This is a genomic window from Pseudomonas sp. FA117, from assembly GCF_057370475.1.
Genome location: NZ_CM170675.1, coordinates 3,175,746 through 3,195,969, shown reverse-complemented (window position 1 = coordinate 3,195,969; position 20,224 = coordinate 3,175,746). Strand labels below are relative to the sequence as shown.

Sequence of the window (20,224 nt, the reverse complement as noted above, 5' to 3'; positions counted from 1 at the left end):
CAGCGAGGCTGCCACTGGGCGGGGACAGTGTATTACTCCAGTATGTCCGCGATCACGGCAAGGGTATCGCCACACTGCACCAACCCCGGAAAATGCCGCGCCGCCAGCAGGCCGCCGCGTGCAGCACGATACTCCACCGGGGCCACGCCGCTGCGGGTGGCGTCGTGGACCCGGGCGATGACTTCGCCCTTGTTCACGCTGTCGCCCAGGTCGCGACACATTTCCAGCAGGCCGTCATGTTCGCTGGCGATGAAGCAATCACCGTCCGGCATGTCGAGCATGACCGACGGCCCCCTCTGCACCTCGCCCTGAAGAATCCCCGCATGCACCAGCAAGTTACGCACGCCGCGCTCGGCAATCGCCACGCTGCGCGCGGTGGAGGAACCGCCACCGCCCAGTTCCGTGGTGACGAAGACCTTGCCCTGAGACTCGGCAGCCGTGTCGTACATCGCCCCGGCATCCAGCTCCAGCATCCGCATGCTGTATGGCGCACTGAACGCGAGCATGCCCGCCTCACATCGCGCCTGCTGCTGTTTGTCCGGCAGCACATGGCAGGCGGCGAATGGCAGAAAATCCAGGGTGCGCCCGCCGGAGTGAATGTCCAGCACGAAGTCCGCCAGAGGCAGCAAAGTGCGGGTGAAATAGTCGGCGATTTTCTCGGTCACCGTGCCGTCCGGCTTGCCGGGAAAACTGCGGTTGAGGTTGCCCCTGTCGATGGGCGACGTGCGTCGCCCGGCACGGAACGCCGGGGTGTTCATGAACGGAATGATGATGACCCGCCCGCTGACCTCGGCGGCCGCCAGGCCCTGAGCCAGCTTACTCAGGGCCACCGGACCTTCGTATTCGTCACCGTGGTTGCCACCGGTGAGCAGCGCCGTCGGACCCTCACCCCGCGCGATCACCGTGATCGGAATCATTACCGCGCCCCAGGCCGAATCATCCCGCGAATACGGCAACTTGAGAAACCCGTGCTGCACGCCTTCACGGCACAAATCCACCGTGGCGCTGATCGGGTTGGCAGGCAGATCGCTCATTGGCTCAATCCTTCACGAACAGTTGGCGTGGCACGTTGCACAGGGTTTCGACACCGGTGTCGGTGATCAGAATACTTTCGGTGATTTCCAGGCCCCAATCGTCCATCCACAGGCCCGGCATGAAGTGGAAGGTCATGCCCGGTTGCAACACGCTGGTGTCGCCAGGACGCAGGCTCATGGTGCGCTCGCCCCAATCCGGCGGATAACTGATACCGATCGGGTAGCCACAACGGCTGTCCTTGTGGATGCCGAATTTCTCCAGCACCTTGAAGAACGCTACGGCGATGTCACCGGTGGTGTTACCCGGCTTGGCCGCTTCCAGGCCGGCGGCGATGCCTTCGACCACGGCTTTCTCGCCCTCGAGAAAATGCTGCGGCGGCTTGCCCAGGAATACCGTGCGCGACAGCGGGCAGTGGTAACGCTTGTAGCAACCGGCAATCTCGAAGAAGGTCCCCGCGCCCTTTTCGAACGGCGAATCATCCCAGGTCAGGTGCGGCGCACTGGCGTCGGCACCGGTCGGCAACAAGGGCACGATGGCTGGGTAATCACCGCCATGGCCATCGGCACCCTGGATGCCGCTGCTGTAGATTTCGGCCACCAATTCGTTCTTGCGCAGGCCCGGTTCGATCCGTTCCAAGATCCGCTCGTGCATGTTTTCCACGATGCGTGCGGCAATGCGCATGTAGGCGATTTCCTGCGGCGACTTGACTGCCCGCTGCCAGTTCACCAGCCCGGCCGCATCGATCAGCCGGGCCTTGGGCAGATGTTTCTGCAACGACAGGAAGGCTGCGGCGCTGAAATAGTAGTTATCCATTTCGACGCCGATGGTCAGCGCGTCCCAACCACGGGCAGCGATCACTTCCCGCGACAGGTAGTCTATGGGATGCCGCTCCCGGGACTGCACGTAGATGTCCGGGTAACCGACGATGTTGTCCTGCTGCATGAAAACCGTACGCCTGGCGCCGTTGGCGTCCTGGCCGCGGCCGAACCAGACCGGCTCGCCATCCATCGCCAGCAGCACGCACTGGTGAACATAAAACGACCAACCGTCGTAGCCGGTCAGCCACGCCATGTTCGACGGATCGGTGACCAGCAACAGCTCGATGCCCTGGGCCTGCATGGCCACTCGCACCTTGGCCAGCCGCTGGGCGTATTCCTCCCGGCTGAACGGGAGATTGACGACTATCTGAGACATGCACCTGCCCTCTTGTAGATGAAGCGGGGTAAATGACGCGCGGACAAAAAAAACCTTAGCTGCCGAACTGGACGCCCGTGCCCGCCGAGCGCGCTCGCTCGAACGCGAGATTGGCCATGGCGGTATCCTGGGCGCCGGTACCGGTGAGGTCGCACAAGGTGACCTGCGAGGCGTCCGTGCGACCGGGACGTTGACCGGCCAGCACCTGGCCCAATTCGGCGAAGTTCGATTCGTCGCTGACGACGCCCGCCGCGAGGGCGTGATGCAACTCGCCGAGGATGCGGGTCTGGCTCAGTCGATCGGCCACGTAGCGATCGACCTGTGCCAGCACCTGTGGGGAGATTTCGTTCTTGTGCTCGGCATCCGAGCCCATGGCGGTGATGTGCAGACCGGGATGCAGATGGCGCACATCGATCAACGGCTCGCGACTTGGCGTGCAGGTGATGGCGATATCCACCTCGACCATGGCTTCGTCGAGGGTGGCGCAGGGCTTGACCGCCAGACCGGTGTCACGGGTCAACTCCACGCTGAAGGCCTGCGCCTTGGCCAAGTCGCGCGCCCACACCCGCACGTTGTCGATGGGGCGCACCAGGCGCAGGGCCTGCAACTGCAACGCAGCTTGCTCGCCAGCGCCGATCAGCGCCACGCTGCGGCTGTCCGATCGCGACAATGCTCGCGCCGCCACCGCCCCGGCAGCGGCCGTACGCACCGCCGTCAGGTAACCGTTATCCAGCAACAAGGCATCCAGCAGACCGGTGCGCGCCGACAACAGCATCATCATGCCGTTGAGGCTGGGCAGGCCGAGTTTCGGGTTGTCGAAAAAGCCCGGGCTGACCTTGATCGCAAAGCGCTCCAGCCCCGGCAGGTAGGCGGTCTTCACGTCCACTTCGCCGTTGTGCTCGGGGATGTCCAGACGCAGGATCGGTGGCATCGCCACGGCGGCGGTGGCCAGCAGCACGAAGGCCTGCTCGACGGCTTCGATACTGGGCAGATCAAGCGCCACACAGGCGCGCAGATCGGCTTCGCTCAACAGGGTGATTTCACTCATCAACGGGCGCTCCCATGACGTCGTTATTGTTCGGTTTCATGCCTCGGCTCCGGCAAGTACCCGCAGATGCTGATCGGTGTCGACGTTACGTCCGCTGATCACCACCACCACAGGGCCACGAGGCCCGATCAGGCCTTCGAGCAACGCGGCGATTCCCACAGCAGCCGCGCCTTCCAGCACCTGGCGCTCTTCGCGATAGGCGTGGCGGATGGCGTTGGCGATGGAGGTTTCGCTGAGCAAATGGAGGTGATCGCAGGTGTCGCGAGTCATGCTGAAGGTGTATTGGTTGTCCAGACCGATACCGCCGCCGAGGGAATCGGCCAGCGTCGGCAGCTCTTCGACTTCCAGCGGATGGCCGGCTGCCAGGCTGGCGTGCATCGCCGCGCCACGCTGCATGCTGATGCCGTGGGTGACGATCTGCGGGTTGGCGGTTTTCAGCGCCAGCGCCACGCCGGCGAACAGACCACCGCCGGACAACGGCACCAGGACCTGGGCGACGTCCGGTCGCTGCTCGAGGATCTCCAGCCCCAACGTGCCCTGGCCGGCGATGATCGCCGGATGATCGAACGGCGGCAGCAGGATCGCACCCTGCTCGGCGGCAAGGCGCTCGGCTTCGCGCTGGGCGTCATCCTGGGAGTTGCCGACGATGCATACGTGGGCCCCAAGATCGCGAATCGCCCGCACCTTGTTTGCCGGTACCCGTTGCGACAGGCAGATCGTCGCCTTCACGCCCTGGTGGGAAGCCGCGTAAGCCAATGCGCGACCGTGATTACCGGTCGACGCCGCCACAACACCTCGTTGTTTTTCTTCAGCACTGAGTTGCGCCACGGCATTGCTCGCACCGCGCAACTTGAAGCTGCCGGTGATCTGCTGAGACTCGAGCTTGAGGTAGACCGGCACGCCCAACAGCCGAGACAGGCTGGGCGAATGCTCCATGGGCGTGCGCCGCACCAGCGCTTCGATACGCTGGCGGGCGAGGTGGATATCGTTGAGCTGTGGCGTTGGCATGACCGCGTCCCGATAAGATATTGGGCGCAGTCTAAGAGGCCAGGATTGTCGCGCTGAATGTACTAGGTCAATTCAGGGCAACTTTTTTCGGCGTCTGTTTTCCCGCTCAAAAGTCATGGATACGTGGGTACTGACCAAAGATTTCACGCATGTTGATCAAGGCTTCACGCGCGTCCTCGTCGCTGCATTCGGCGCCAACACACACCCTCACCGCCCGTGCCCTGGGTGTGCCACGCACGGTGAACGGGTCAGGCGGCGTGACGGCAATATGCCGATGGCGCAGGGCCCGCACGAGGCTGTCGACCTCCCAATGCGGCGGGATACCAACCCAGGCATTCAAGGCATGGGGATGTTGGCCCAGCACGAACTCCCCCAGGTATTCGCTGACCATCGCCTGGCGCACCGAGAGCAACTGGCGCTGCAAGCGCAGCAGCGTGTCGGCGCGACCATCGCGAATCCAGCGCGTGGCAATCTCCGAGACCATCGGCGTGCCCATCCAGCTGTTGACCCGCAGGATGCTTTCGGTACGCAGTGCCAGGCGCTTGGGCATCACCAGATAACCCGCGCGCAAACCGGTCAGCACCGACTTGGTCATGCTGGTGCAGTAGAAGGACAGCTCCGGCAGGTAATGACTGATCGGCGGAGCGTGGCGTTCTTCGAGCAACGGGCCGTACACATCGTCCTCGATGATGTGCACGCCGAAGCGCCGGGCAATCTCGGCGATCTCCCGGCGGCGACTGTCCGGCATCAGCGTGGTGGTGGGGTTGTTCAGGTTCGGCGTGCACACCAGCGCAGTGATGCGCTCATTGCTGCACATGTCTTCGAAGTGCTCGGGATCGATGCCGTGGCGGTCCATTTCGAGCCCCTTGAGAGTGAACCCCAGCACTTGGGAATTGCCGATGACGCCGTGATCGGTTCTGCCTTCGCATAACACCACATCGTCGGGCCCGGCCAGTGAGGCCAGGGCGAGGAAGATCGCATGGGCCGCGCCGTTGGTGATCAGGATGTCGTCACGTTCAACCCGCAAGCCCAGGCGGCCGATCCATTGCATGGCCGCCTCGCGGTGGGACTCGAACCCGGCGATGGGGCGAAAGGCGTGAATCCACGGCTGATCTTCCTCGGTGCTGAGTTCCCGGCAGGTATCGCGCCAGACCTGGTCGTGCTCACGGGTATGGAGGATCCTTGCTATGGAAAAATCCACCAGCGCTCGCTCGGGGCTGTCGAGAATGTAAGTCGCGACCCGGTCGCTCATGCGCCGCGAAACAAAGCTGCCACGCCCTACTTCACAACGCACCAGGCCCTGGCGCTCAAGCTCCTTGTAGGCATTGGTCACGGTCTGCACGCTGATGCCCATGGCATCGGCCACATTGCGCTGCGCAGGCAGGCGTTGATCGTTGGCCAACAAGCCCTGTTCGATGTCGTCGGCAATCGCCTGAACCAGAATCTTGTATTTCGACTCGCCGCTGCGGGCGATTTCCAGTGCTGCTTTCCACTTGTCCATCGGCGTAGAACCCGCGTGTTCCCCAGTGTCGACAGCATCCCGCGAGAATCCGTGCAAAGCAATTGTCCTAGTGCAATGCAATGTCGTGTAGGGCTTTTGTATGCTCGTTCCAAGGTCGATGCCCGGACTTCTCGGCAAGCCCGAAAAATAAAACCAATCGATCTGTACGGCTGCAGTGCCCAAGCCCTGGTATCAGCTTTCGTGCGCTTTGCTCTTGTCACACTGCCTCCTAACACAGAGCCGTCATCGACGGGTCCACAAGAAACAGGAGATTTTATCGATGAGCAATTCCTTTCCCCGCAAGCCCTATGGTTTACGCCACCTGTTCGTGGCGTGCGCAATGTTCGGCCTCGCCGCCGGCGCCCACGCCGCCACGACGCTGGAAACCATCACCAAAAACAGCAAAATCCGGATCGGCTACGCCAACGAAACCCCGTTCGCCTTCACCGAAACCGACGGGCGGGTCACCGGTGAATCGCCGGAAATTGCCAAGGCCATCTTCGCCAAGATGGGCATCAAGCAGGTCGACGGCGTGTTGACCGAATGGGGCTCCCTGATCCCGGGCCTGCGTGCCGGGCGTTTCGATGTGATTGCCGCCGGTATGTACATCACCCCGGAACGCTGCAAACAGGTGATTTTCACCGACCCGCAATACCAACTGCCCGATGCGCTTCTGACCGCCAAAGGCAACCCGAAGAATCTCCACAGCTATGAAGACATCGTGAAGAATCCGGAGGTGAAACTGGCGATCATGGCCGGTACCGTTAACCTGAAATATGCCCGGGATTCCGGCGTGAAAGAGGCTCAGATCCTCCAGGTACCGGACACCACTGCCCAATTGCAAGCCGTGCGCGCCGGCCGCGCCGATGCCGCCGTGGGCACTCAGCTGACCATGAAGGGCCTGGCCGCCAAGGGCGGTGAAAAGGTCGAAGCGATCAGCGAGTTCAAGGACGATCCGTCACACACCGGCTACGGCGCCCTCGCCTTCCGCCCGGAAGATAAGGACCTGCGCGATGCGGTCAACGCCGAACTGAAAAAGTGGCTGGGCTCCGAAGAGCACCTCAAGGCGGTCGCGCCGTTCGGTTTCGACAAATCCAACGTGACAAGCAAAACGGCTGCAGAGCTCTGCGCTCAATAGTCGAAACAGGCATGGCGCTGGCATGGCGCGATGCCTATTTCCCTGTTTAATCGGAATGCTGAACCATGGGTGAGTTACTTCCGCTGTTGATACAGGGCGCCTGGGTCACTATCCAGGTGACGTTCTTCGGTTCGCTGCTCGCGATCGTCGCGGCCATTCTTGCGGCACTCGGGCGCATGTCGCCGTGGCGGCTGGTGAGCTGGTTTTCGGTCACCTACATCGAAGTGTTTCGCGGTACTTCGTTGCTGGTGCAACTGTTCTGGCTGTTTTTCGTGTTGCCGCTGCCGCCGTTCAACCTGGAGCTGAGCCCCTACGCCGTGGCGATTGTCGGACTAGGCCTGCACATCGGCGCTTACGGTGCGGAGGTGATGCGCGGTGCGATCAGCTCCGTGGCCAAGGGTCAATACGAAGCGGCGACCGCGTTGAACTTCAGTGCCTACAAGCGCTTTCGCCGGATCATTCTGCCCCAGGCGCTGCTGGCCGCGATTCCCCCCGGCACCAACCTGCTGATCGAGCTGCTGAAAAACACCTCGCTGGTGTCGCTGATTACCCTGTCCGACCTGAGCTTCCGCGCTCGGCAACTGGATCAGGCTACCTTCCAGACCCTGGAAATTTTCAGCCTGGCACTGGTGATGTATTTCATCCTCGCCCAGGCGATCAACCTCGGCATGCGCGCAATTGAGCGTCGCCTGGCACGTGGCCGGATGCGTGGAGGCCTGTCATGAATCTGTTCGACTGGACGTATGCCTGGCAGATCCTGCCCGATCTGCTGCGCGCCTCGCTCAACACCGTGGGCATTACCCTGATCGGCTTCCTCATCGCCATCGTGCTGGGGCTGTTTCTCGCCATCGGCCGGCGCAGCCGCCTGTACTGGCTGTCGTGGCCGATCGCCGGGACGATCGAGTTCATCCGCAGCACGCCGCTGTTGATCCAGGTGTATTTCCTCTACTACGTGCTGCCCAACTACGGTGTGAGCATGACCGCCATGCAAGTGGGGATCATCGGCATCGGCGTGCATTATGCCTGCTACATCGCCGAGGTTTACCGCGGTGGGCTGGACGCGGTGCCACGGGCGCAATGGGAAGCCGTCACCGCGCTGAACATCGCGCCGTACAGCGCCTACCGCAACATCATCCTGCCCCAGGCCCTGCGGCCGATTCTGCCGCCACTGGGCAACTATCTGGTGGCGATGCTCAAGGACACACCGGTGCTATCGGCCATTACCGTGGTGGAAATCATGCAGCAGGCCAAGAACATCGGCTCCGAGAACTTCCGATACCTGGAACCGATCACCATGGTCGGCCTGTTTTTCCTCGCCCTGAGCATCGCCCTGGCTTATCTGGTACGGCGCCTCGAACTGCGCCTGGAGCTACGCTAATGACTTCTCCACTCTCGACTTCCCATGACCTTTCCCGGCGCGGCAATCTGACACCGCTGCATTTGCAGGAGGCCACGGCCATGCATCAACCGAAGGCAGTCCAGCCGATCGTCAGCTTCCAGGATGTCACCAAGAGTTATGGCAGCTTCACGGTGCTCGACCACTTGAACCTGGATGTCACGCCGGGCGAGAAAGTCGCGATCATCGGCCCCAGCGGCTCGGGCAAATCCACGTTGTTGCGGGTGCTGATGACCCTGGAAGGCATCGATGCCGGGGTGATCCGCATCGAAGACGACCTGCTGACCCACATGCCCAACCGCAATGGCGTGCTGGTGCCGGCCAATGACCGGCATATCCGTCGCGTGCGCGGCAAGATCGGCATGGTGTTCCAGAGTTTCAACCTGTTTCCGCACATGACCGCGTTGCAGAACGTAATCGAGGCGCCGGTGCAGGTGCTGGGCATGAAGCCTGTCGAAGCCCGTGAGCGAGCAGCGGATCTGCTGGAGCTGGTGGGGCTGGGCAGCAAGCTGGGGCACTACCCTTCGCAGTTGTCCGGTGGACAGCAGCAGCGGGTCGCGATTGCGCGAGCTTTGGCGATGCGGCCGAAGGTCATGCTGTTCGACGAAGTGACTTCGGCGCTCGATCCTGAGTTGTGCGGTGAAGTGCTCAACGTGATCCGCAAGCTCGGCGCCGAGCACAACCTGACGATGCTGATGGTCACTCACCAGATGGGCTTCGCCCGGGAGTTCGCTGATCGCGTGTGCTTCTTCTACAAGGGGCAGATCCACGAACAGGGCACACCAGCGCAGGTCTTCGAGCATCCGCAACAGGAGCGTACGCGTGCGTTTCTCAGTGCGGTGGAAGAAGCTAACTAGTGTGGTTTTTCGCAGGTAACACTCGTATTTTGCTCTAGGCTTTCAGCATCAGAAATGCGGAGCAACGATATGAAAACTGGCCGACCTGCAGCTGCGATTGAGCTGAGCGACGAAAAACACCTCGATCTACTTCGTCGCTCCCGACGGCGTAACGGCCGTGCTGAATCGCGCATTCAGGCCGAAATGATCTTGGTGCGCACAGGTGGAAAGTCGGGTAACTTGATCGACCGCAGACTCGGCATCGGCGAACACACGGTGTCGCGTGGGCAAGCGCGATTCAGTCGGCTGCGACTCGATGGTTTAAATGACGAACATCATTCAGGCTGGCCTCGCAGCATTACCGATGAACAAATACAGGCCCTGGTCAATCAGGCACTGCAATCCAAACCCGAAGATGCCCGTCACTGGAGCACTCGCTCGATGAGTCAGGCAACCGGGATTTCTCCAGCCAGCGTCATGCGGATATGGCATGCCTTTGGCCTCAAGCCTCACCTGGAAAAGACGTTCAAGCTTTCGACCGACCCGCTGTTTGTCGACAAAGTCCACGACATTGTCGGGCTCTATCTCAACCCGCCTGATAGGGCTCTGGTGCTTTGTATCGACGAGAAATGCCAGATTCAGGCGCTCAACCGTACCCAGCCAAGCTTACCTCTTGCCCCGGCAAACCCATGACTCGTACCCACGACTACAAGCGCCACGAAACCACATCGTTGTTCGCGGCGCTGGATATCGCTACGGGCAAAGTCATTGGGAGATTGAGGCGCCGCCATCGAAGCACCGAATTTCTCGTATTCCTCAAAGAGCTGGACGCCAACGTACCAGAGGACATGCTAGTTCATCCGGTAACGGACAACTACGCGACACTTGAATCGCCCCTGGTTTCCTAGACACTCTCCAAGCTCAGGAAATAGCGTTTCTCATACTCTACTGGAGACAGCTGCATAGCACTGCTGTGTCGACGCTTGGGGTTATAGAACATCTCGATGTAATCGAAAATATCACTTCGGGCTTCGTCACGCGTTGCGTAGATCTTTCGTCGGATTCGCTCCCGCTTCAAAAGCTGGAAAAAACTCTCGGCTACGGCATTGTCGTGGCAGTTTCCCCGTCGGCTCATGCTGCTGATCACATTGTTGGCCTTCAGGAAGCTTTGCCAATCTGAGCTACTGAACTGACTGCCTTGGTCTGAGTGAATCATCACTTGCTGCTGTGGCTTGCGTCGCCACACGGCCATCAGCATGGCGTCGATGGCCAGGTCGCTGCTCATCCTGGGCTTCATTGACCAACCAATGACTTGGCGAGAGAACAGATCCAACACTACCGCCAGGTACAGCCACCCTTCATAGGTGCGGATGTAGGTGATATCGGTCACCCAGACCTTATTCGGCTCACCGATCTTGAACTGCCGGGCCAGATGGTTGGGCGATGCCACTGTTGGTTTTCCGCCATAAAACCCAGGACGACGGCGATAGCCCGTTTGCGAACGCAGCCCCTCTGCCTGCATCAAGCGACCGACTCGATTTCGCCCACAGATCTCTCCTAGCTCTCGCAGGTCATCGTGAATCTTGCGATAGCCATACACGCCGCCGCTTTCTAACCAGGCCTGCTTGATCAAGCCAAGCAGGCGCTGATCTTCTTTGGCTCGGGCAGATTGAGGCTTGGCCAACCAAGCGTAGTAGCCGCTGGGATGCACCTTGAAGGTTTGGCAAAGGCGACGCACTGAGTAATCCGTCGAGTGCTTGTTGATGAAGGCGTACTTCAGCCGCACTCCTTGGCAAAGTACGCGGCGGCCTTCTTTAAGATGTCTCGCTCTTCTGTCACCCGCTTGAGTTCAGCTCGCAGCTTGCGCAGTTCAGCCTGCTGATCATTGTCATGCTGACGCTGCTCTTGGGGCTTGCTGTAAACCTTGATCCAGGCGTAAAGGCTGTGCACGGACATACCCAGGCGCTGGGCGACCTCGGCGACAGGTTTGCCTTTTTCGGTCACTTGCTTGACCGCTTCGATCTTGAATTCTTCGGGGTAACGCTGACGACTCATGGCACCTCCTATTTGGGCCTCATTATGAGGCTTGGAGGTGTCTACGAAACCAGGGGCGATTCATAGTGACCATCGCCACGGATCACGGGCACCCGTACCAAGCTGCCGAAAACCAAGAACTTCGTGCCGATAATTACCTCAATGCTCCGCTGGAGGATCTCGGCAGATTCCTAGCCGCTCGGAAAGTGTGCTTGAGGCTGACGACTTCCTTTTTGGCCCAAAAGAATAGCGCCCTTGGGGGTATTTTTGAATTGATCGCGAATACACTCAAGTGCGGCAAGGGCGCCATTGAGCAGCTCGACAAGCATGCCGAACGACGATGTCCTGCTCGCCGTCATAGATGAGGGTGAGGGCTACCCTGATAATTACCTTAGGTTAACAGTTACTGGGCTTAGCATGCGATTGGCCAAAAGCTATTCTGCGTGTGCCATCCACCCTTGAGGCGACCACGAGCTGTGCGTCCACGAGCATCTCGTAGGCGGCGCGCACGGTGCAGGGCGATACGCTCAGTTGGGCTTCGAGGTCCAGCCAGGAGGGGAGGCGGGCGCCAGGCTTGAGTACCCCGGATTCGATCGCGGCACCGGTGCTGACGCGGATCTGCTCGGTCAAGGGTATTTTTGCAGCGCGGTCGATGCTGGCGTTGAACGACATGAGTATCTGGGCCTGAACGCGACGCGGTAGCCGCGTGCTACATGTAAAAAAGATATTTTTGGTTCTTTTTAATGTACTAGAGTAGGCTGAAACTGACGTTGTCATTCATTCCACGAGGAACTCTCGATGAAGCGTTTTTCGCTCACGGCTACCCTTTTTGCCGGCGTCCTGTTGGGTGCTTCGCTGACGGCCCAGGCGCATGGTGTTGGCGAGGTAGTGACGCCCAACTTCGAACATGCCATTCCCAACGTTCCGGGCAAATCGCTGGTGGCGGTCGAGGTGGACTATGCGCCGGGCGCACAGTCCCCTTCGCATGTGCACGCCCAATCGGCATTCATCTACGCCTATGTCGTATCGGGGGCCATCGAGTCCCAGGTCGATGATGGCCCCAAGCAGCTCTTCAAGGCCGGCGAAAGCTGGTACGAGAACCCCGGCGCGCGTCATACCGTGAGCCGCAATGCCAGCAAGACAGCGCCCGCGAAGCTGCTCGCGGTCTTCATTGTCGATAGTAACGACAAAGCCCTCACCACCCCTGTCGCACATGCCGAGGAGAAGTAAGATGACCAACCGACTCGATTACAACCAACTGGCACCGGGTGGGGCGAAAGCCCTGGGAGGGGTCTACGCGTATGTCATGCAGAGCGGCCTCGATGCAACGCTGGTGGAACTGGTCTACCTGCGCGTCTCGCAGATCAACAACTGCGCCTACTGCCTGGACATGCACACCCGCGACCTGATCAAGAAAGGCCAGAAGATCGAGAAGATCGCACTGGTCCAGGCCTGGGCAGAAGCGGGCGATCTGTTCGATGCGCGCGAACGGGCGGCACTTGCCTGGGCCGAGCAGGTCACGCGAGTGGCGCAGACCGGTGTGCCGGATGACGCCTATGAGGCCGCTCGCGGGGTGTTTGCCGAGCGTGAGCTGATCGACCTGACGATCGCCATCAGCCTGATGAACGCCTACAACCGTATGGCCATCAGTTTCCGCAACACACCCCAGGCTGTCGAGGAGTTGGCGCGATGAAAGTGTTGATTGCCGGGGCTACCGGTGCGGTGGGGGTTCCGCTGGTGCGGGCGTTGTGCACGGCAGGTCACGAAGTGACGGGGATCACTCGCGCCGGGACCGGTGTGGACACGCTGCGTGGCATCGGTGCCAAGCCTGTGGTGGCTGATGTGTTCGACGCGCAGGCGGTGCTTGAGGCCGTGCGCGACAGTGCACCCGATGTGATCATCGACCAACTGACCCTGCTGCCAGCCGATCCGGCGCAGCTCATCGAGTACATGCCCAGGGACACCCGGCTGCACGCGGTCGGCGGTGCCAATCTGCTGGCGGCTGCGCAAGCCTGTGGTGTTTCGCGCTACATCATTCAGTCTCGCGGCTTTTACCTGGATGCGCCCGAGGGCGAGTTGGCCGATGAAGGCGCGCCGCTGTACGTCAAGGCGCCGGGTGTTGTCGGCGAGAGCGCCCAGGCCTTTCAGCACTATGAGGACCAGGTGCTGGCCTCGACGGACCTGACTGGCGTCGTGCTGCGCTACGGGTTCTTCTATGGCCCAGGTACCTGGTATCACCCGGCTGGGGCTATCGCTGAGCAGGCAAGGAGAGGGGAGTCCCTCGTCATTGGTGCGGGCAATGGGGTCTGGTCGTTTGTGCACCTGGACGATGCTGTCGCGGCCACGGTAGCTGCGCTGGAAGTTGAGGGCGGCGTCTATAACCTGGTGGATGACGATCCGCTGCCAGTGTGCCAATGGCTGCCGGCATTCAACACTTGGGTCGGGGCCCCGGCTCCAGGTTCGATGACGACAGAACAGGCGTTGGCCAGTTTTGGCCAGGAGGCGTTGTTCTATCATGCGGCGATCCGCGGGGCGTCCAATGCCCGGGCCAAAGCACTGCTGGGATTCCGGCCTCGGCGCCTGCTCTGGCTCGAATGAGCGTGTGTAACGCCTTCAGACCTGCCACAGGCCAATGACCTTTATTGTCGTGATGACCTGTACTGATCAGTGCAGGAAAGATGTGCCTGTAATGTGGGAAATAACCGTTTCGAGGTGCTCGCGGCGGCTAAAAGTTCAGAAATAAGCGGATGAATTATCGTTTGGTCGATTTTCCGTTTACAAATTTTTTTCTGAAGACCAGGGTCGGTAGAAAATCAATCTACTGTCTTATGACAAAACGATACAGACACGAGCTTGACTCTTGCCAAGGTTGGCAGTTGATTACAAACCCTATGGTTTCAGATAGGCTTGCATTTTCTAGCGTCAAGAAATTTTCATAATCACTGCCACTGGTCTATGTCGACTGCAGATAAATAATCTTCGTGCCGGCTGTAAATGCCTAGTCTCGAAGTGCAAGGCACGCTGTAAATACGCATCAGAATCTATGGCGGCTTGCCCGGATTTAGTATGTGATGCGAAGGCATGCCATAAATGAATTAGTCAATAGCGTATAATCTGCAGGCTATGCCTGTTTTTTTAGCGATGACATAGGGGCTATATTACAATGAAAGAAGTAAATGCTTTTGTTTTTAGTTCTGATTATTCATCCGGCGCACTCAGATCGGGAGAATGGGGCAAGAAAGCGAAAGAAGCAATGCTGAGAAAAGAGTACATCATCGCCACGTCAGCGTTGATTTTCCTGGCGACTGGCTGCTTTCAAACGGTTGAAGCAGCAGCCTACCCTCCCGCTGGAAGCTGCGCTTCAGGGGGCGGGAATGTCCCGGTCGGTCAGGTCACAACAGGGCCGACTACCGTGGGCCCTGTGGATGGCTCCGGAACGTATTCAAATGTCGTGGGATGTAACGCCAGTGGTAATGGGCAATCGTCTGTTTCCGTTTTCGGTGCCTTTGCCCAAGCAACCGCGCAGGGGGGCGCCGCGTTTGGTTTTTCCTCATTGGCTGGCCGATGGGCGTCGGCGTATGGGTTGTCCAGCACCGCGACGGGTATCGGTAGCACAGCGTTAGGCTTCGGTGCTCAGGCACGCGGTATCAACACTGTCGCGATTGGTGGGGCGGGTGGTGATGGGACAACCGTGTTGACACCGGCCAACTCTACGATTGCTATAGGCGATGGCTCGACTGCCATTGGCAGCAATGGTCAACGAGGGGCTCAAGCCAATGCAGTCGATGCCATCGCAATCGGTGGCCAGTCTACCGTGGCGACGGGAGCAACCTCCGGCATCGCTCTTGGACGCGGCAGCTCTGCCACGGGAACCTACGGGGTGGCTGCCGGGGATGATGCCACCGCTGCCGCCAACGCAATCGCTGTCGGGCGAGGCGCCAAGGCGACGGGGACTGCCAGCATCAGTATCGGCCTGAGCAATACGGTCAGCGGCAATAATTCCGGCGCCATTGGTGACCCAAGCACAGTGTTGGGGGCTAACTCATATTCGTTGGCTAACAACAACACGATCGCGTCTAACAATGCCTTTGCACTGGGCAACAACATCACGATATCGACAGGGCTGGATGGCACGTTGTAGTGGGCGACAACTCCACGGTAGCCGCCTCGGCGCCCACCGCAAATGCCACGATCAATGGCGTGACGTACACCTTTGCAGGTGCGGCTCCAGCGGCCGGCGGAGTGCTCAGCGTCGGCGCTGCGGGCAATGAACGCCAGATCACCAATGTGGCGGCCGGTCAGGTCACGGGCACTAGCACCGATGCCGTCAACGGTAGCCAACTGTTCGCCACCAACACGGCGGTCAATAGCGTCGACACGACGGTCAACAACATTGTGAACGGTGCAGGCATCAAATACTTCCACGCTAACTCGACCCTTGCCGACAGCACCGCCACCGGCACCGACAGTGTGGCCGTCGGTCCGACCGCCAATGCTACGGCGACCAATGCCATGGCTCTGGGCAACGGCGCCACGGCAGGAACCGCGAACTCGGTGGCCTTGGGCAGCGGCGCAATCACCGCTGCGGCTAACGCCACCACCGGCGGCACGATCAATGGCACTGCCTTCGCCTATGCCGGCGGCGCACCGATTGGTGTCCTCAGCCTGGGATCGGCGGGCAATGAACGCCAGATCACCAATGTGGCGGCCGGTCAGGTCATCGGCACCAGCACCGATGCCGTCAACGGTAGCCAACTGTTCGCCACCAACACGGCGGTCAATAGCGTCGGCACGACGGTCAACAATATCGTGAACGGCGCAGGCATCAAGTACTTCCACGCTAACTCGACCTTGGCCGACAGCACCGCCACGGGCACCGACAGCGTGGCCATTGGTCCGCAATCGGTAGCAGGTAGCGCGCAATCCTTCGCGGCCGGCGCCGGTGCAGTGGCAAGCACCTCCGGTGGCGTGGCCTTGGGTAACTTGAGTAGCGTGCAAGTAGCGGGCGGTGTGGCGCTGGGTCAAGGCTCGATTTCGGACCGTGCCATCGCACCCACCACCGGCTTGATTCCAGTGGGCAATGGCGCCATTCGCTATGACACCACCGACGCGACCTTATTAGGTGCCGTGTCACTGGGTAAAACCGGCCAGTACCGTCAACTCACCAACGTAGCGGACGGTACCAGCTCCCAGGATGCCGTGACATTGCGCCAACTGACCGGCGCAATCGGCTCGATCAGCGCCACCGGCACCATGTACTTTCATGCTAACTCGACCAACCCGCAAGACTCTCTTTCCGTAGGGCAAGAGTCGATTGCCGTAGGCCCGGCCACCGTGGTCAACGGTGACAACGGTATCGGTATTGGTAACCAGGCCACCGTCGGCCAGGCAGCCCCTGGCGGCATCGCGATTGGTCGCGATACTCAGGTGCTGCTGGCCTCTGGCATTGCTATCGGTTCCGAGGCCCAGGCCCAGGGTGAACAGTCGCTGGCACTCGGTGCCGGTGCGGTGGCCAGTCAAGCCACCAGCATCGCGCTGGGTTCCAATTCGGTCACTGCGGTCGGCGCCGAGAGCGGCTACACCGCTTATGGCCTGACCGTGCCGCAGACTTCGGTCGGCGAATTGGGCATTGGCACCGCGTCGGGTAATCGCAAGATTACCGGCGTAGCCGCCGGCTCGGCGCCGACCAGCCTGACTCGGTGGCCAGTGGCGAGGACTCGGTGGCGATCGGCGGTAACGCCAGTGCTTCGGGTGCAGGGGCGGTGGCTTCGGGCAGCGGCGCGCAAGCTTCGGGCACAGCCTCCGTAGCTTCCGGCAACGGTGCCCAAGCATCCGGCGCCGGGGCAGTGGCGGTTGGTAATGGCGCCACGGCCAGCGCCGATGGCAGCGTAGCCATTGGCCAAGGCTCCAGCGATGGCGGCCGCGGCGCGGAGAACTACACCGGTAAATACTCCAACGCCAGCAACGCCAGTATGGGCACGGTTACGGTGGGCAATGCCGCCACGGGCCAGACCCGAACCCTCAGCAACGTTGCCGATGGCCGTCAGGCCACCGATGCGGTCAACGTGCGACAACTCGATGGCGCGGTAGCCGAGTCCAAGCAGTACACCGACGACTCGCTGAAAACCTTCAACAACATTAGCAACGTCACCGGCGCCATCACTGCTGTGGATAACCGTGTGACCCAGGTAGAAAGCAATGTCACCAAGGTACAGAACGGCACCGACGGCATGTTCCAAGTGAACAACACCAGCGCCGGCGCCAAACCTTCCGCTACCGGTTCCAATGCGGTGGCCGGCGGTGTCGGCTCGGTGGCTTCCGGCAACAACAGCGCAGCGGTCGGCACCAATGCCAAGGCCTCCGGAGCCAATTCGGTGGCCATGGGTAACGGCGCCAGCGCCACGGGGAGTAACAGCACGGCCCTGGGTGCAAACTCGGTGGCGGATCGTGATAACAGTGTCTCGGTCGGTGCCAAGGGCAGTGAACGGCAGATCACCAATGTGGCCGCAGCCACCCAGGGCACTGACGCGGTGAACTTCGATCAGCTCAATAAAAGCGTGTCGAATGTCACCAACAACGTTAACGCCTACACTGACCAGCGTTACTCCGAACTCAAGCTCGACCTGAAGAAACAGGACGACACCTTGAGCGCGGGCATCGCCGGCGCCATGGCCATGGCGAGCCTGCCACAACCCTACTCACCAGGAGCGAGCATGACGTCCATCGCAGCAGCCAACTATCGCGGACAATCAGCGCTGTCGTTTGGCGTGTCGAGAATCTCCGATAACGGTCGCTGGGTCAGTAAACTTCAGGCCACCACCAACACCCAGGGCGATGCGGGCATCGGCGTTGGCGTCGGCTACCAGTGGTAATTGAGCGCGTTATTTAGTACCTGACGAACAGGCTGCACCCGTGCAGCCTGTCTTTACCCACATCAGCGCAAGGCTAATGTCCTATGTCGTTGTTCAAAATGTCTGGATGGATCCTCCTCCTGGTGTTGCTGGCCAGCTGCGATAACAGCATTCACACCGTCGCTGCAAAAACCTCCCAAGGTGTCGCGCTGCCGGCTCTCCCGATTATTCAGGGTGCCGTCATGGCGCTGGTGCCCATGCCGGATGGTCAGCGCAATGAATTGATGATGAGCCAGGTCTGTGCATTGGCACGGGGCGAAAGCACTCAGCAGCAGGTCGTTCAAAACCTTTTGCAGCAAGGCATTGACCTGAGCCGGGTGCCTCAACAAGGCCACCCGCTGTCATTACTGGTTGATCCGGATATGTCACGACGCGCCACCGCGTGTGCGGCCTACCTCGCGACCTCAGTGATGATGCTGCCAAAAACCGCCGAGTTCATGGTGGAGGCAACAACCGCACCCGCTTCGGGCAAGAAAAAGCTGAACGTCGACCCGCAAAAACTTAACTATTTTCTCGGCGTACAATTGGCGGTCGCCAAGGCGGATGCTGATGTCTTCGCGCTGATGGCCAACCGATTGGAGAAGACTCCCGGCCTGACGTTGGAGCAATACACTCAGCAGGCCAAAACACAGTTCGCCGAAATCGCCCCCCTGTATCTACAACGGGTCAAGGACCTCTATGCACAAGGGCGGAATGTCCAGTACACGCTGGTTGAGTATTCCGATAGCGACTTCAAGTTCACCAGCAATAACGGCTATCTTTTTGAATTCGGATACGATGGGCTGAACCTGAGCTTGGGACACCTTGGTACGGCGCAGGTCATTTGCTGGGTAAACGTTATCTGCTCGATGTTGATTACTTTACTAATTTGGGTTCTACCCCATTTCCACGGACGTTTTGAAAAGGGCTGAAAACTTCAATTCTTGCCGGGCGACTCTACAACGCATTCTTGGATTATGGAACCGCTCGATGTAGTCGAATAGATCCACCCGCGCTTCATCACGAATTCTATACGATTGCTGGGCAACACGCTCGCGCCTGAGCTGGCCGAAGAAACCTTCACAGGCTGCGTTATCGCCACAGTACCCGACGGCACTCATACTGCGGATCAGCGTGTTGCGGGTTAAAAAAACGCTGATAGTCCGCACTGGTGAATTGACTGCCGCGATCGGAATGCAGAATCACTGACCAATCTCCCTGACGCTGCCAGGTTGCCATTTCCACCGCCCGGATCACCATCTGCCGATCCTGGCGATGCAGCATCGACCAGCCAATCACCAGTTTGCTGTACAGATCGAGTACCACGCACAGGAACAACTTGCCCTCCAAGGTGGCGATTTCCGTGATATCCGTAACCCATTTGCGTTCTGGCTTCAGGGCGCAGAAGTTGCGCTCCAGCAAATTTTTTCACCCCTCCTGGGCGGCCAGTGGTTGTTCGACCAAGACCGAGCTTCTTGCGACGTGGCCAGCCTTGAATTCGCTGCGCTGTCATCAGGCGAGCAACGCGGTTCAGACTGACGGTCTCGCCCTCATCGAGCAGATCCTCGCGCATACGCGGTGCACCGATTACGCCACGGCTGTCCTCATGAATCTCACGAATGCGCCTTACCAGGCGCGCATTCTCTTGAACACGTGGGCTTGGTTCGCGATCCTGCCAGTCGTAATAGTCGCTGGTGGATACGTTCAAGCCACGACACATCAGCCGTATTGGGTACTCGTTGCCGCAGCGCTGGATCACCGTGTACCGCTCGACGACTCCCTGGCAAAGTACGCTGCCGCGTCTCTTAAAAGATTTCGTTCCTTGGTCACGCGGGCTAGCTCACGATTGAGGCGGGCCAGTTCCTCATCTCGTGGGCTACCCGTCCCGGGAAAGGTTTTTTCTGTACCTGGCTGTGCCTCGCGAACTCAACGATTCAATAGGCTCGGAGCTACTCCGATTTCTTGAGCGATTTGGCGGCAACTGGCCTCTGAGCGACGTGCCAACGTGACAGCCTCCTGCTTGAACTCGGGACTGTGTTTTTTACGGTTGGACATGAACACTCCTTCGGCACGATGTGAGCTTACTCGAAAGTGTCCGTGTTAACGAGGTGAACCCGTGCTGCTGTATGTGCTTATGTAGAGCA

18 protein-coding genes and 2 pseudogenes are annotated in these 20,224 nt (G+C 60.0%); 12 read left to right on the top strand and 8 right to left on the bottom strand.

Translation table 11 applies throughout. The features are described 5' to 3' along the window. Positions 1-32: 32 nt before the first annotated feature. The 5 genes from doeB to ehuR all read right to left on the bottom strand — a co-directional run bounded on the left by doeB (position 33) and on the right by ehuR (position 5,786). Complete coding sequence (doeB, locus tag AC1TXO_RS14720; protein WP_486402427.1) at positions 33-1,034, bottom strand: N(2)-acetyl-L-2,4-diaminobutanoate deacetylase DoeB; 1,002 nt, start codon at positions 1,032-1,034, stop codon at positions 33-35. A gap of 4 nt (positions 1,035-1,038) precedes the next feature. Further along, entirely contained in the window at positions 1,039-2,229 is a 1,191-nt protein-coding gene (gene doeA, locus AC1TXO_RS14715) for an ectoine hydrolase DoeA (protein WP_486402426.1), read from the bottom strand. 55 nt (positions 2,230-2,284) lie between these two features. Then, positions 2,285-3,277, bottom strand: a complete 993-nt coding sequence (gene eutC / locus AC1TXO_RS14710) for an ectoine utilization protein EutC (protein ID WP_486402425.1) — start codon at positions 3,275-3,277, stop codon at positions 2,285-2,287. Between the two features lie 36 nt (positions 3,278-3,313). Continuing rightward, positions 3,314-4,285, bottom strand: a complete 972-nt coding sequence (gene eutB / locus AC1TXO_RS14705) for a hydroxyectoine utilization dehydratase EutB (RefSeq protein ID WP_486402424.1) — start codon at positions 4,283-4,285, stop codon at positions 3,314-3,316. Between the two features lie 106 nt (positions 4,286-4,391). Continuing rightward, on the bottom strand, positions 4,392-5,786 hold the full coding sequence (gene ehuR, locus AC1TXO_RS14700) for a MocR-like ectoine utilization transcription factor EhuR (RefSeq protein ID WP_486402423.1): 1,395 nt from the start codon (positions 5,784-5,786) through the stop codon (positions 4,392-4,394). A gap of 280 nt (positions 5,787-6,066) precedes the next feature. On the opposite strand from ehuR, the gene ehuB reads away from it, so the two are divergent. From ehuB to AC1TXO_RS14675, 5 genes and pseudogenes are all read left to right on the top strand, one after another. Beyond that, positions 6,067-6,924 (top strand): ectoine/hydroxyectoine ABC transporter substrate-binding protein EhuB, encoded by an 858-nt coding sequence (ehuB, locus tag AC1TXO_RS14695; RefSeq protein WP_486402422.1) that lies wholly within the window; start codon positions 6,067-6,069, stop codon positions 6,922-6,924. Between the two features lie 65 nt (positions 6,925-6,989). Beyond that, positions 6,990-7,649, top strand: coding sequence for an ectoine/hydroxyectoine ABC transporter permease subunit EhuC (gene ehuC, locus AC1TXO_RS14690; RefSeq protein WP_063544843.1), 660 nt, complete (start codon positions 6,990-6,992; stop codon positions 7,647-7,649). After that, positions 7,646-8,302: an ectoine/hydroxyectoine ABC transporter permease subunit EhuD gene (ehuD, locus tag AC1TXO_RS14685; RefSeq protein ID WP_065862854.1), complete on the top strand. Its 657-nt coding sequence runs from the start codon at positions 7,646-7,648 to the stop codon at positions 8,300-8,302. The genes ehuC and ehuD overlap by 4 nt, the downstream gene beginning before the upstream one ends. 80 nt (positions 8,303-8,382) lie before the next feature. Next, positions 8,383-9,177 carry an ectoine/hydroxyectoine ABC transporter ATP-binding protein EhuA gene (ehuA, locus tag AC1TXO_RS14680; protein WP_486402421.1) on the top strand — a complete coding sequence of 265 codons (795 nt, stop codon included), beginning with the start codon at positions 8,383-8,385 and terminating at the stop codon, positions 9,175-9,177. Between the two features lie 69 nt (positions 9,178-9,246). After that, positions 9,247-10,040, top strand: a pseudogene (locus tag AC1TXO_RS14675) (IS630 family transposase); the annotation flags it as partial. A 20-nt stretch (positions 10,041-10,060) separates the two neighbouring features. On the opposite strand, the gene AC1TXO_RS14670 reads toward AC1TXO_RS14675, so the two are convergent. After that, positions 10,061-11,211, bottom strand: a protein-coding gene (locus AC1TXO_RS14670) for an IS3 family transposase (protein ID WP_486402420.1) whose coding sequence is annotated in 2 segments (ribosomal slippage) — positions 10,061-10,977 and positions 10,977-11,211 — 1,152 coding nt in all. Because the reading frame shifts where the segments join, the coding sequence is not laid out codon by codon here. Positions 11,212-11,586: 375 nt separating this feature from the next. After that, positions 11,587-11,862: a GntR family transcriptional regulator gene (locus AC1TXO_RS14665; protein WP_486402419.1), complete on the bottom strand. Its 276-nt coding sequence runs from the start codon at positions 11,860-11,862 to the stop codon at positions 11,587-11,589. A 126-nt stretch (positions 11,863-11,988) separates the two neighbouring features. On the opposite strand from AC1TXO_RS14665, the gene AC1TXO_RS14660 reads away from it, so the two are divergent. The 7 genes from AC1TXO_RS14660 to AC1TXO_RS14630 all read left to right on the top strand — a co-directional run bounded on the left by AC1TXO_RS14660 (position 11,989) and on the right by AC1TXO_RS14630 (position 19,012). Next, positions 11,989-12,420, top strand: coding sequence for a cupin domain-containing protein (locus AC1TXO_RS14660; RefSeq protein WP_486402418.1), 432 nt, complete (start codon positions 11,989-11,991; stop codon positions 12,418-12,420). Between the two features lies 1 nt (position 12,421). After that, positions 12,422-12,883, top strand: coding sequence for a carboxymuconolactone decarboxylase family protein (locus AC1TXO_RS14655; RefSeq protein WP_486402417.1), 462 nt, complete (start codon positions 12,422-12,424; stop codon positions 12,881-12,883). Beyond that, positions 12,880-13,788, top strand: a complete 909-nt coding sequence (locus tag AC1TXO_RS14650) for an NAD-dependent epimerase/dehydratase family protein (RefSeq protein WP_486402416.1) — start codon at positions 12,880-12,882, stop codon at positions 13,786-13,788. Before AC1TXO_RS14655 ends, AC1TXO_RS14650 begins: the two co-directional genes overlap by 4 nt. A gap of 565 nt (positions 13,789-14,353) precedes the next feature. Continuing rightward, positions 14,354-15,331 (top strand): hypothetical protein, encoded by a 978-nt coding sequence (locus tag AC1TXO_RS14645; protein ID WP_486402415.1) that lies wholly within the window; start codon positions 14,354-14,356, stop codon positions 15,329-15,331. Further along, entirely contained in the window at positions 15,331-16,998 is a 1,668-nt protein-coding gene (locus tag AC1TXO_RS14640) for a YadA family autotransporter adhesin (protein WP_486402414.1), read from the top strand. The genes AC1TXO_RS14645 and AC1TXO_RS14640 overlap by 1 nt, the downstream gene beginning before the upstream one ends. Further along, positions 16,890-18,062: a YadA family autotransporter adhesin gene (locus tag AC1TXO_RS14635; protein ID WP_486402413.1), complete on the top strand. Its 1,173-nt coding sequence runs from the start codon at positions 16,890-16,892 to the stop codon at positions 18,060-18,062. Before AC1TXO_RS14640 ends, AC1TXO_RS14635 begins: the two co-directional genes overlap by 109 nt. An 83-nt stretch (positions 18,063-18,145) precedes the next feature. After that, positions 18,146-19,012: a hypothetical protein gene (locus AC1TXO_RS14630; RefSeq protein WP_486402412.1), complete on the top strand. Its 867-nt coding sequence runs from the start codon at positions 18,146-18,148 to the stop codon at positions 19,010-19,012. On the opposite strand, the pseudogene AC1TXO_RS14625 reads toward AC1TXO_RS14630, so the two are convergent. Next, positions 18,977-20,135: pseudogene (locus AC1TXO_RS14625) on the bottom strand (IS3 family transposase). The gene AC1TXO_RS14630 and the pseudogene AC1TXO_RS14625 sit on opposite strands and share 36 nt — an antisense overlap. Positions 20,136-20,224 lie beyond the last annotated feature (89 nt).

Bases quoted from the DNA above. Each gene is read 5' to 3' on its own strand.
- AC1TXO_RS14665 (WP_486402419.1), bottom strand. From the start codon at position 11,862: ATGTCGTTCAACGCCAGCATCGACCGCGCTGCAAAAATACCCTTGACC.
- ehuB (WP_486402422.1), top strand. From the start codon at position 6,067: ATGAGCAATTCCTTTCCCCGCAAGCCCTATGGTTTACGCCACCTGTTC.
- eutB (WP_486402424.1), bottom strand. From the start codon at position 4,285: ATGCCAACGCCACAGCTCAACGATATCCACCTCGCCCGCCAGCGTATC.
- AC1TXO_RS14660 (WP_486402418.1), top strand. From the start codon at position 11,989: ATGAAGCGTTTTTCGCTCACGGCTACCCTTTTTGCCGGCGTCCTGTTG.
- ehuR (WP_486402423.1), bottom strand. From the start codon at position 5,786: ATGGACAAGTGGAAAGCAGCACTGGAAATCGCCCGCAGCGGCGAGTCG.
- doeB (WP_486402427.1), bottom strand. From the start codon at position 1,034: ATGAGCGATCTGCCTGCCAACCCGATCAGCGCCACGGTGGATTTGTGC.
- eutC (WP_486402425.1), bottom strand. From the start codon at position 3,277: ATGAGTGAAATCACCCTGTTGAGCGAAGCCGATCTGCGCGCCTGTGTG.
- ehuC (WP_063544843.1), top strand. From the start codon at position 6,990: ATGGGTGAGTTACTTCCGCTGTTGATACAGGGCGCCTGGGTCACTATC.
- AC1TXO_RS14630 (WP_486402412.1), top strand. From the start codon at position 18,146: ATGTCGTTGTTCAAAATGTCTGGATGGATCCTCCTCCTGGTGTTGCTG.
- AC1TXO_RS14645 (WP_486402415.1), top strand. From the start codon at position 14,354: ATGAAAGAAGTAAATGCTTTTGTTTTTAGTTCTGATTATTCATCCGGC.
- ehuA (WP_486402421.1), top strand. From the start codon at position 8,383: ATGCATCAACCGAAGGCAGTCCAGCCGATCGTCAGCTTCCAGGATGTC.
- doeA (WP_486402426.1), bottom strand. From the start codon at position 2,229: ATGTCTCAGATAGTCGTCAATCTCCCGTTCAGCCGGGAGGAATACGCC.
- AC1TXO_RS14650 (WP_486402416.1), top strand. From the start codon at position 12,880: ATGAAAGTGTTGATTGCCGGGGCTACCGGTGCGGTGGGGGTTCCGCTG.
- AC1TXO_RS14655 (WP_486402417.1), top strand. From the start codon at position 12,422: ATGACCAACCGACTCGATTACAACCAACTGGCACCGGGTGGGGCGAAA.
- ehuD (WP_065862854.1), top strand. From the start codon at position 7,646: ATGAATCTGTTCGACTGGACGTATGCCTGGCAGATCCTGCCCGATCTG.